General features: G+C 40.4%; 9 protein-coding genes. 5 read left to right on the top strand and 4 right to left on the bottom strand.

Features of this window, described 5'->3' with window-relative positions; translation table 11 throughout:
- Positions 1 to 19 precede the first annotated feature (19 nt).
- The 3 genes from PCY10_RS08710 to PCY10_RS08700 are packed head-to-tail and all read right to left on the bottom strand — an operon-like array spanning position 20 to position 3,263.
- Entirely contained in the window at positions 20 to 2,353 is a 2,334-nt protein-coding gene (locus PCY10_RS08710) for an endonuclease MutS2 (RefSeq protein ID WP_021002397.1), read from the bottom strand.
- A gap of 59 nt (positions 2,354 to 2,412) precedes the next feature.
- A complete protein-coding gene (locus PCY10_RS08705; RefSeq protein WP_003070931.1) occupies positions 2,413 to 2,961 on the bottom strand; it encodes a CvpA family protein in 549 nt (182 codons plus the stop codon).
- Complete coding sequence (locus tag PCY10_RS08700) at positions 2,958 to 3,263, bottom strand: hypothetical protein (protein ID WP_003074635.1); 306 nt, start codon at positions 3,261 to 3,263, stop codon at positions 2,958 to 2,960. Before PCY10_RS08700 ends, PCY10_RS08705 begins: the two co-directional genes overlap by 4 nt.
- A gap of 85 nt (positions 3,264 to 3,348) precedes the next feature.
- Between PCY10_RS08700 and rnhC the strand changes: the two genes are divergently transcribed.
- From rnhC to PCY10_RS08685, 3 genes are all read left to right on the top strand, one after another.
- Positions 3,349 to 4,239 carry a ribonuclease HIII gene (gene rnhC, locus PCY10_RS08695; protein ID WP_021002396.1) on the top strand — a complete coding sequence of 297 codons (891 nt, stop codon included), beginning with the start codon at positions 3,349 to 3,351 and terminating at the stop codon, positions 4,237 to 4,239.
- A gap of 3 nt (positions 4,240 to 4,242) precedes the next feature.
- The gene (lepB, locus tag PCY10_RS08690; protein WP_020998280.1) at positions 4,243 to 4,857 is read left to right on the top strand and encodes a signal peptidase I; all 615 of its coding nucleotides are present in this window, start codon (positions 4,243 to 4,245) and stop codon (positions 4,855 to 4,857) included.
- A gap of 225 nt (positions 4,858 to 5,082) precedes the next feature.
- A complete protein-coding gene (locus PCY10_RS08685) occupies positions 5,083 to 7,437 on the top strand; it encodes an ATP-dependent RecD-like DNA helicase (protein WP_112384835.1) in 2,355 nt (784 codons plus the stop codon).
- A 210-nt stretch (positions 7,438 to 7,647) separates the two neighbouring features.
- On the opposite strand, the gene dinB is transcribed toward PCY10_RS08685, so the two are convergent.
- The gene (dinB, locus tag PCY10_RS08680; protein WP_021002394.1) at positions 7,648 to 8,712 is read right to left on the bottom strand and encodes a DNA polymerase IV; all 1,065 of its coding nucleotides are present in this window, start codon (positions 8,710 to 8,712) and stop codon (positions 7,648 to 7,650) included.
- Between the two features lie 331 nt (positions 8,713 to 9,043).
- Here dinB and pflB point away from each other — a divergent pair, with 331 nt between their 5' ends.
- Positions 9,044 to 11,359 (top strand): formate C-acetyltransferase, encoded by a 2,316-nt coding sequence (gene pflB, locus PCY10_RS08675; RefSeq protein ID WP_003074645.1) that lies wholly within the window; start codon positions 9,044 to 9,046, stop codon positions 11,357 to 11,359.
- A gap of 160 nt (positions 11,360 to 11,519) precedes the next feature.
- Positions 11,520 to 12,236 carry a threonine/serine exporter family protein gene (locus PCY10_RS08670; RefSeq protein WP_044011679.1) on the top strand — a complete coding sequence of 239 codons (717 nt, stop codon included), beginning with the start codon at positions 11,520 to 11,522 and terminating at the stop codon, positions 12,234 to 12,236.
- Positions 12,237 to 12,239: the final 3 nt, after the last annotated feature.

Raw genomic sequence — 12,239 nt, 5'->3', positions numbered from 1 at the left:
TTTTATTCACCAACTCTTTTCACTTAAACACCACAATCGTCGCGCCGCTGCCACCGGCATTTTGCGGAGCATAACCAAAGGACTTGACGTGCTTGTTGCGGCGGAGGTACTTAGTCACCCCTTCGCGGATGACACCGGTCCCGATACCGTGAATAATATCAACCTGAGCCATGTTGTTGAGGAGAGCCTGATCAATAAAGGCGTCCAGCTCTTGCATAGCTTCTTCATAACGCTTGCCTCGCAAATCCAGTCTAGCCCTTGGCCCGCTTGTGGTTGTTCGTTTCACCACATTGACCTGCTTGCGCTTAGGCTGCTGCTCCTTTTCAGCCTTTAGAAGATTAAATTCCTGCTCTTCTAGAGTCATCTTAATAAGACCGACCTGAGTCTCCCAACGGCCGTCCTTGAGCTGCTTGACCAAGGTTCCCCGCTGACCATAGCTGGTCACCAGAATATCATCTCCCACCTTGGGCGTACGATTTTTCTTGGCCTGCTTGAGCACCTTGTTATTTGATAAATCAACGGTTTCTGGCGCCAACTTTTTAAGCTGGGCCTTAGCTTCGATAATCTCATGCGGTTTGAGCCTAGACTTATCATGGAGATTTTTGAGAATGCTCTCACTCTCTGACAAAGCCAAATCAACGATTTCCTGAGCTTCCAACCGTGCCTTATTGAGTTCGGTTTCTCTCTCTCGGTTAAACTCATTGTAAAGTTTTTTGAGTGCTCGGTTAAATTTGAGATTTTCCTGCTCAACCTCACGGATATTGTCTAAGCGCTTGCGGCTTTCCAGCGTTTGCTCCTCCAGTCGCTCAATGATCCGATTGACATCGCTGTCCGTGTTGGTCTGCTCTTGGGCATGGCGAACGACAAGTTCCGACAAGCCCAAACGGCGAGCAATTTCAAGGGCATTAGAACGCCCTGGCACCCCCTGCATAAAGCGATAAGTTGGTCTTAGACTTGTCGTATCAAACTCCATGCTAGCATTTTGTACGCCAGCCATTTCAATCCCATAAGCCTTAAGCTCTGGGTAATGAGTCGTTGCCATTGTCTTGACCTGCCGCAGTCGCAGGTCTTCAAGGATTGCCATCGCAAGAGCTGCACCCTCCTGCGGATCGGTTCCAGCTCCAAGCTCATCCAGAAGTACCAGAGCATTTTCGTCTACTTGCTCTAAAATGGCAACAATATTAGTCATGTGGCTAGAGAAAGTCGATAAGCTCTGCTCAATAGACTGCTCATCTCCGATGTCGGCAAAAATTTGGTCAAAAATCCCCACTCGACTACCATTATCCGCCAAAATAGGCAGACCAGACTGCGCCATGAGCTGAGCCAAGCCCAAGGTCTTCAGCATAATTGTCTTCCCACCTGTGTTAGGACCAGTAATGACGATTTCCGTTAAATCCGATGCAAAGTACAAATCATTAGCCACTGCATTTTCTATCAAGGGATGAGTAACATGGAGCAGGCGAATATCCTTACTATCAGACAGCATCGGCACCACCGCGCCTCTCTCCTGTATAAAACACACTTTTGCCCGAACTAGATCCAAATGCCCAATAATCCAAGCGTTATTAGCAATTTCAGCAATATGAGGACGTATTCGGTCGGACAACTCTTGCAAGATACGTAGAATCTCATGCCGCTCGTCTGCCTGTGCATTGGTGATTTCTTCGTTGAGGTTGACTACTGCCCTCGGCTCGATATATACTGTATTTCCACTAGCAGAAATATCATGTACCACGCCTGAAATCCGATTACGAAATGTATTTTTAACTGGCAAAACATTGCGACCATTTCGACTGGCTACTACTTGATCTACCAACATATCGCCCTTCGTTTTGAGAATATCTTGCAGAATATCTCTCACTTGAACTTCATTTTCTTGAATTTTCCGACGAATGCGAGCTAAATTGTCACTCGCAAAGCTTTCGACAAATCCACCCTCATTGATGGCTTGCAGTAATCCTTGCAGGTTAGGAAAAGCCAATAATTTTTCAAAAAGACGGTTCAAGCGTTGCAAATCAACATTTTCCAACTTATCATAGAAATCAGTTAATTCTTGCGTGACAGTTAAAATACGCTTCAGAGCAAGAAATTCTTCAATATTTAAGTCGCCTTCCAGCTCCAAACGCTTGGTCAGTCCAGTAATATCTTGAGTCGCAGCCAAGCTGAAATGCGGACGCTGCACAAAAATCTGCTGCATGTCCGTCATTTCTAAAAATGCTGTCTCCAACCGTTCCTGTTTATTAGATGGAAAAAGCTGTCCTAGCTCTAAACGGCCTTGTTCTGTTAACAGATAGGGTTCAAAGAGTGCCTTGATTTTCCCAAATTCTAATGTTTCTAAAATTTTTCTATTCATATGCTTATCTTTCCCGATGAAAAAGAAACTCAGCTAGCACCACCAACTGAGTCTTTGTATTATCCAATGATTTTGGTCACCCAGAGTTGTTTTAACACTCCTGAAGTAATCGGTGTGTGACTAATAATAAAACGAGCTATACTACTTGTATTGAGATGATTTTGAACAACTGGCAAGGGAATCGTCGCCAAAACGGTTAGGAACATTTGAATCCCAAACAAGGTAACACAAAGAGCTAAAACACCACTAGCAACATTGTACCAACGCTCGTTAGCTTTTTTATTTGGAACCAAGTGGATAAAAATTCCAATAAAACGAGCTACACTATACACAATCGTATAAATTACGAGATAAGCCAGACCAGCATAAAATACCTTGTCCAACTGGAACAATTGGCTACTTGGAAAAAAATACGTAAATGTCCCTTCCTGGGCACTCGCATAAGGTACCAAAAGATTGATTTGTTCACCTAAAGATTGGTATAGTAACCCTGCGATAATAGCTGAAACGATCGCCGAAATAGTATAATAAGTTTGTAATACAATTCCGCGTGAGTAGCCAATGTAAAAACTCCAAGCTAAAATTAGCAAAATCACTAACGAAATCATACAGTTTCCTCTTGCTCACTAACTTTTTGCTTGTTGGCTTCTAGCACTTTCTTACGAAGTTCTTCCAGCTCTTGCTCCTTGTCATCAAACTCAATTTCACGTGACAATTGTGTCGCTAAGCTATTGATTGCCAGTAAAATAGCTAGTGTTTCATCATCAGCCATCGGCATCTTTTCTTTAATTGCGTGATATTTTTCTGTCGCAACCTTTTCGACCTCTTCCATGAATAAATTATCGTGTTCTGTTGTTAAGGTTACGCTTTTCTTTCCGAAAATAAATTTGTATCGATTTAAGTTTGCCATAAAATCACCTCAAAATATTATACCAAAAGGAAGCTATTTTGTCAGTTTTTAAAGAAATTTATCACTTTTATGGTACAATAACAATATGGAAAGTATTACTTTACAACCCAGTGAGAAACAAATTCAAGATTTTGTTGCCCAATACCAGGCACAGCTTGTTTCTAGTAAAAATCCTTATATTCGTTACCTTTTTAAGCTTGATAAGGCAACTGCCTCCATCTACACTTCAGGAAAAGTCCTCTTCCAAGGAGAAAAAGCAGAGCAGGCAGCACAATTTTTTGGCTATCAGGCTTCCAGAGAAGAAACGACAGCTCCTCAGCAAAATTGTCCTCTTATCGGGACAGATGAAGTCGGCAATGGCTCTTATTTCGGCGGACTTGCTGTTGTGGCATCTTTTGTCACACCAGAACAGCATAGTTTTCTACGAAAGCTGGGAGTTGATGACTCTAAAAGCCTGACAGACCAGAAAATCAGGCAAATCGTTCCTTTGTTAAAGGAAAAGATTCAGCACCAAGCTCTGTTACTGTCTCCAAAAAAATACAATCAAGTCATTGCTGCTGGCTATAACGCAGTTTCTGTCAAGGTTGCTCTCCACAATCAAGCTATTTATTTGTTACTACAAACAGGAGTACAGCCTCAAAAAATCGTTATTGATGCTTTCACCAGCGACAAAAATTATCAAAAATATCTCCAGCGAGAAAGCAATCACTTTCCAAACTCTATTACGTTGGAGGAAAAAGCTGAAGGCAAATACCTAGCGGTAGCAGTCAGTTCTATGATCGCACGCGACTTATTTTTAGAAAATCTTGAAAATTTAAGTCAAGAGCTCGGCTACGAATTACCTAGTGGAGCAGGAGTAAAGTCTGATAAAATCGCAAGTCAGCTTCTTCAAACCTACGGTATGAAGAGTTTGGAAGCGAGCGCAAAACTACATTTTAAAAATACTGAAAAAGCAAAAAAACTTCTAGAAAGGTAAGTTATGCAAGCAAAATCAACTACTTTTTCAAAATTTATGAAAGAATGGGGATTTTTTATCCTCTTTATGGCAATCCTATTCTTATCACGCGCCTTTTTCTGGGTTCCTGTTAAGGTAGATGGTCATTCAATGGATCCGACTTTAGCAAACGGAGAATATTTATTTGTGGTCAAACACCTCCCTGTGAATCGCTTTGATATTGTCGTTGCAAGCGAAAAAGACGAGGATGGGAAAACCAAGCAAATTGTCAAGCGTGTTATCGGTCTTCCCGGAGACACTATCCGTTACGAAAATGACCAGCTTTATGTAAATGGTAAAAAGACTAATGAACCCTATCTTAAAAACTATATAGCAAGATTCAAAGAAGATAAATTGCAGTCAACCTATTCTTATAATAGTTATTTCCAATCTTTGGCAGATAAAGCCAAGTCCTTTACGCAAGATGCCAATGGCAACACAAACTTCACCATTGAAGTTCCAAAAGGTGAATACCTGCTTCTAGGAGATGATCGTCTCGTTTCAAAAGATAGCCGTCAGGTAGGAACGTTTAAAGCTAGTCAACTTCAAGGTGAAGCAAAATTCCGCTTCTGGCCTTTGAATAGAATTGGCACTTTCTAGTCAAGGAATTTTACTTTGATTATTTGAGTCTGGAACATCCGTTTCCAGACTTTTACCATATCTTTTTGATGACAAATCACAATGGTTGGCTAATCATTCTAGCTCCTTGTCAAGCAAGAAAGGATAAGCTAGTTGCTTATGTAAAGGCGGGACGACAAAAGTGACTTCTTACGAAATACTGACGTTTGTCCCATTCCCATTCTTTTAGTATTAAACAGGAAAATTATGGAATTTTACTTTTCAGGTACCATCGAACGCATTATCTTTGAAAATCCCAGCAGTTTTTTCCGGATTCTGTTGCTAAATATTGACGACACCGATGCGGATTTTGATGATTTTGAGATTATTGTCACCGGCACTATGGCAGATATTATAGAGGGGGAAGACTATACCTTCTGGGGAAATCTCGTGCAACACCCTAAATATGGTGAACAGCTCAAACTAATACGCTATGAGCGTGCTAAACCAACCAGCAAAGGCTTGATCAAATATTTTTCAAGCGACCATTTTAAAGGAATCGGTGTAAAAACAGCACAAAAAATTGTGGATCTCTACGGCGATAACACGATTGATAAGGTCTTGGCAGAACCCGAAAAATTACATGATATTGTAGGCCTTTCTGCTAAAAATCGCGAAGCCTTTATTATGAAATTAAGACAGAACTACGGTACCGAGCGAGTCCTTGCAAAGCTATCTGAGTACGGCATTTCAAATAAACTTGCCTTTCAGATTCAAGATTTTTACAAAGAAGAGACTCTCGAAATTGTCGAACACTATCCTTATCAATTAGTGGAAGATATTCAAGGAATAGGATTTAAAATTGCCGACCAACTGGCGCAAAGCTTAGGAATTGAAAGTACTGCTCCAGAGCGCTTCCGTGCAGGATTACTCCACACGCTTCTAACCCAGTCCATGGAAAAAGGCGACACCTATCTTGAAGCAAAAGAGCTTCTGGAACACACCATTGAACTTCTGGAAAGCTCCCGACAGATCGAACTAGATCCAAATTCCGTTGCAAATGAGCTAGCTCATTTGATTGAAGAAGATAAAGTCCAACATGTCGATACGAAAATTTTTGAAAACAGTCTCTTTTTTGCTGAAGAAGGAATCTGCAACAATCTCTTACGCATTCTGGAGAAGGGAAATCAAAATAAATATGAACCAGAAAACATCGAAGCTGCGCTTGCTCAAATCGAAGAAAAATTTGCTATTTCTTACGATGCGATTCAGAAGCAAGCTATTTGCGATGCTATCCAGCATAAAATTTTCATCTTAACAGGTGGTCCTGGAACTGGAAAAACGACCGTTATCAATGGAATTATTGCTGTCTACGCGCTGCTACATGGTCTGGATTTACACAAATCTCAAGATTTACCTATCCTTTTAGCTGCTCCAACTGGGCGCGCTGCTAGACGCATGAATGAATTAACAGGACTGCCAAGTGCGACGATTCATCGGCATTTAGGCATGACAGGAGACGATGACACCAGTCATTTAGACGATTATTTGGACGCAGATTTTATTATTGTGGACGAATTTTCAATGGTAGATACTTGGTTAGCCAATCAACTACTCAGCAATATCTCTTCCAATAGCAAGCTACTCATTGTCGGAGATGCCGACCAGCTACCCTCTGTCAGTCCTGGACAAGTGTTAGCAGATTTGCTGAAAATCCCCCTCCTTCCACAGACCAAATTAGAAAAAATTTATCGGCAGGGCGAAGATTCCACGATCGTTACCTTAGCTAGTCAGATTCAAAAAGGCGCTCTGCCAATTGATTTCATTGAAAAAAAAGCAGATCGTTCTTATTTTGAAGTTCGTAGCGAGCAGATTCCACAGATGATTGAACGCATTGTGGAAGTCGCTATCCGTAGTGGTATTCCAGCTCAAAATGTACAAGTACTTGCTCCTATGTACCGTGGACAAGCAGGAATTGACCACATCAATCAACTCATGCAAGATCTGATCAATCCTGTTGTAAAAGAACAACTCATCTTTGAAGCTACTGATGGTCAATACCGACAAGGTGATCGGGTTATTCATCTCGTCAACGATGCTGAAAGCAATGTGTTCAACGGTGATTTGGGTTATATCACCGATTTACTACCAGCAAAATATGCCGATTCCAAGCAAGATGAACTGACTATCAATTTCGACGGCAATGAAATTGTTTATCAACGCAGTGAATGGTATAAAATTCGTCTGGCCTATGCCATGAGCATCCACAAATCTCAGGGTAGTGAATTTCCTGTCGTCATTTTACCAATTACCTCCAGCAGCCACCGTATGCTACAGCGCAATCTTATCTATACCGCCATCACCCGCGCCAAGAGCAAATTGATTCTTCTTGGGGAAAAGTCTGCTTTTGCCTTTGCTGTGAAAAATACTGGCACCACCCGAAAAACCTATCTCCTTCAACGTTTTGCAAACCTACCAACAGATGGAAAAACAATGCACACTTCTGTGGATGATTTGAAAACAAGCGTGGAAGACTGTGTCTTGACTGAAGAAAATTTTTCGAAAATAAATCCTATGATCGGACTGACTGAAGAAGATATCCACAGTATCTTTGGCAACTAAAATCGAATGAGTAGAAATTGTTAACTCGCAAAGCTGACCCCCCTCACTCTCTAATTTCTATGTTTAAACTAAAAACGCATTAAGCCATCTTTGATGCTTACTAGGTCAGCACTATTGACTTGCTTTGAGTACACCAAATAAAGACCGCATCATGAAGGATTGTCTTTACATAAAAGAGTCTGAGATACGTTTATCCCAGACTCTTTTACATTATCCAAATCCTGTCACTGTCACACCTAAAAGTCGCACACCACTTACTTGTTCATCTAAGCTATCATAAATCTCATGTGCAATGCGCTCAATCTGCTCTGCATCTTGCGTCCTAGTCATTAAACTTTGCCTCTTTGTCAACGTCGAGAAATCCGCATAACGAATCTTCAGGACAATCGTCTTCCCAGACTTTTCATGTTTTTTTAAACTATGAGCAACCTTTTGCGATAAAAGTGTCAATTCCTTTTTTATGTCGTCTTCGTCATATAGTAATTTTCCGTAAGTCCTTTCCTTACCAATAGACTTACGAATACGATTGACTTTCACTGGTGAATTGCTGATGCCTCTTGCCTTGCGGTAAAGGTCAAAACCAAACCGCCCAAACAAATCAATCAAGGTCATCTCAGAAACTTTCAACAAATCTTCTCCCGTATAAACACCCATATCATGCAGCTTCGCCACTGTCTTCTTCCCAACACCATAAAATTCACTTACATCCATTGGAGAAAGGAAGGATTCTGCTTCTTCGGGCAAAACAACTGTCAAACCATGAGGTTTTTTATAATCACTAGCCATTTTTGCTAAAAATTTGTTATAGGAAACACCCGCAGAACTTGTTAAATGAAGTTCTGTCCATATCTCGTGCTGGATTAGCTTGGCTATCTTGACAGCAGATTTTATACCCAATTTATTTTTTGTCACGTCTAGATAAGCTTCATCAATACTGATGGGCTCAATCACATCTGTATACCGTTTAAAAATGTCTCGAATTTCTTGACTGACAGCTTGATATTTTTCATAATTTCCCGAAATGAAAATCGCCTGCGGACAGCGTTCGTATGCTTCTTTAGAACTCATTGCTGAATGTACACCGAACTTTCGCGCTTCATAATTGCAGGTAGAGACAACACCCCGTCCACCAGTCAAACGAGGGTCTCTCCCTATAATGACAGGTTTTCCTTTTAGGTCTGGGTTGTTTCTTTCTTCTACGGAGGCAAAAAAAGCATCCATATCAATGTGAATAATTTTCCGAGACGTATCATTGTTGAGCGGAAAAATTAACATTTATTCTCCTACAAAGGATTAAAGTATAAATAAAAAAGCAGCTATTACATACAAGGTAAACTACAGAAAATCAAAACCTGTAATAGTTTTACTTTCCTCATGATCAACCTCTCCCTTGACTTTGTAAACTATCTAAGTTTATTAAACTCTTTTCCTATTTTCATCTAATCTTTCAAAATTATAACACAGTTATACAACTTTTGTCAATCTGTATTATAAAAGAAAGTGCTTTTATTATTATATTTCGTTTGTGTAAACGATTACTATATGCTATACTGATTTTATAAATGTAACAGTTTTGTGTTACTAGAAAGATTCAAGAGGAAAAAACATGGTTGTTAAAACTGTTGTCGAAGCACAGGATATTTTTGATAAAGCTTGGGAAGGCTTCAAAGGCGATGATTGGCGAGAAAAAGCCAGTGTATCTCGTTTTGTACAAGCAAACTACACTCCTTATGATGGAGATGAAAGTTTCTTAGCTGGACCAACTGAACGCTCTCTTCACATTAAAAAAATTATCGAAGATACAAAAGCACATTATGAAGAAACACGTTTCCCAATGGATACACGTGCTACTTCAATCGCTGATATTCCAGCAGGATACATTGATAAAGACAATGAATTGATTTATGGTATCCAAAATGATGAATTGTTTAAGTTGAATTTCATGCCAAAAGGTGGTATCCGTATGGCAGAAACTGCCTTGAAGGAACATGGATATGAACCTGATCCTAAAATGCATGAAATTTTCACAAAATACGTGACAACTGTAAATGATGGTATTTTCCGTGCTTATACAACCAATATTCGTCGTGCACGTCATGCGCATACCGTTACAGGTCTGCCAGATGCTTACTCACGCGGACGTATCATCGGTGTTTATGCTCGTCTTGCACTTTACGGAGCAGATTACTTGATGGCAGAAAAGGTTGAAGACTGGAATGCTTTGACAGATATTGATGAAGAAACAATTCGTCTTCGTGAAGAAGTCAACCTTCAATACCAATCATTGAAAGAAGTTGTTCGCCTGGGTGACCTTTACGGAGTAGATGTTCGCCGTCCTGCCTTTGACGTTAAAGAAGCTATCCAATGGACTAACATCGCCTTCATGGCTGTCTGCCGTGTCATCAATGGTGCTGCTACTTCTCTTGGACGTGTGCCTATCGTTCTTGACATCTATGCTGAACGTGACTTGGCTCGTGGTACTTACACTGAATCAGAAATCCAAGAATTTGTTGATGATTTCGTCTTGAAACTTCGTACTGTAAAATTTGCTCGTACAAAAGCATACGATCAACTCTACTCAGGTGACCCAACCTTCATCACAACGTCTATGGCGGGTATGGGAAATGATGGTCGTCACCGTGTGACAAAAATGGACTACCGTTTCTTGAATACACTTGACAATATTGGTAACTCACCAGAGCCAAACTTAACAGTTCTTTGGACAGATAAATTACCATATGCATTCCGTCATTACTGCATGCACATGAGCCACAAGCACTCTTCTATTCAATACGAAGGTGTAACAACAATGGCGAAAGATGGCTATGGTGAAATGAGTTGTATTTCATGCTGTGTGTCTCCACTCGATCCAGAAAATGAAGAACAACGCCATAACATCCAATACTTTGGTGCTCGTGTAAACGTATTAAAAGCTCTTCTTACAGGTCTTAACGGTGGTTACGATGATGTTCACAAAGATTACAAAGTATTTGACATCGAACCTATTCGTGATGAAGTCCTTGACTTTGATACTGTTAAGGCAAACTTTGAAAAATCGCTCGATTGGTTGACAGATACTTACGTAGATGCATTGAATATCATTCACTACATGACAGATAAGTACAACTACGAAGCTGTTCAAATGGCCTTCTTGCCAACCCATCAACGTGCTAATATGGGATTTGGTATCTGTGGATTTGCCAATACAGTTGATACATTATCAGCTATTAAGTATGCGACAGTCAAACCAATCCGTGACGAAAATGGTTATATCTACGACTACGAAACTACTGGCGAATACCCACGTTGGGGTGAAGATGATCCTCGTTCAAATGAATTGGCAGAATGGTTGATTGAAGCTTACACTACTCGTCTTCGCAGCCATCGACTTTACAAGAATGCAGAAGCGACTGTATCACTTCTCACTATCACTTCGAACGTTGCCTACTCTAAACAAACTGGTAACTCACCAGTCCACAAAGGGGTATACCTCAACGAAGATGGTTCAGTAAACTTATCTAAATTAGAATTCTTCTCACCAGGTGCGAACCCATCTAACAAAGCTCGTGGTGGTTGGTTGCAAAACCTCAACTCACTAGCCAGCCTTGACTTTGGCTATGCAGCAGATGGTATCTCTCTCACTACACAAGTTTCACCTCGTGCTCTTGGTAAAACTCGTGAAGAACAGGTAGATAACTTGGTGACGATTCTTGATGGTTACTTTGAAAATGGAGGACAACACGTCAACTTGAACGTTATGGACTTGAAAGATGTCTATGATAAGATTATGAATGGTGAAGACGTTATCGTTCGTATCTCAGGTTACTGTGTCAATACCAAATACCTTACTAAAGAACAAAAAACTGAATTGACTCAACGTGTCTTCCACGAAGTGCTTTCAATGGATGATGCCCTTAGCTAATTCAATTCTATTCTCAAAAACCAGTTGGAAATTCCAGCTGGTTTTCTTCTTTTTTATGCTATAATAGAGGTATTGTTAGTTAAAAGAAAAGGGTGTACAGATAGTGGAGAAAAGAGATGTAGAAAGGGAAGATAAATTTAATCTAACTGTTGATGTCTTGATGTTAGCAGGTACGCTTTTGCTTCAAAGTGGTTCTGAAATTTATCGGGTTGAAGATACCATGATTCGGATTGCCCATTCTCAAGGAATTATGGATTGTAATGCACTCGCAATGCCAGTTGCCATTTTCTTTTCAATTGAAAACACCAATATTTCGCGTATGAAACGCATTACTCATTCAAACTATAATATTGAAAAAGTATGTGATGTCAATCAAGTATCACGTGAGCTAGTTGGTGGGAAGATCAGTCTTGAAGAAGCTTTTAAGAAACTGATTCAGCTAAAAAAGAAAAAACCTCCATATACAAACAGGCAACTAACACTTGCTGCGACCATTAGCGCTCCTTTTTTCTCTATCATGTTTGGGGGCAATCTCTATGATGCACTCGGAGCTGCTCTTGCGACCTTCTTTGGCTTTTCTTTTTCTCTTTCAGTCAACAAATTCGTACGTATTCCTTTTGTCACAGCTTTTGCCGGTGCTTTTGTTTTTGGACTGCTGGCACAAATCTGGGCACGTTATTCTGGCTTTCCTTCAAGTGCGGACTTAATCATCGCTGGCGCTGTCATGCCTTTTGTCCCTGGCATTGCTCTAACCAATGCTGTCCGTGATTTAATGACTAACCATCTCAATTCTGGAATGAGCAAAATTTTTGAAACATTGCTAATTACCCTAGCTCTAGGAGCTGGCACTTCCGTAGCTCTCGTCCTAATGAAATAAAAG

It is taken from the genome of Streptococcus sp. SI1, assembly GCF_030439945.1.
GTDB lineage: Bacteria > Bacillota > Bacilli > Lactobacillales > Streptococcaceae > Streptococcus > Streptococcus intermedius.
Note: the sequence above shows the minus strand (reverse complement) of the source record. Positions and strands in the feature narration are given on the sequence as shown.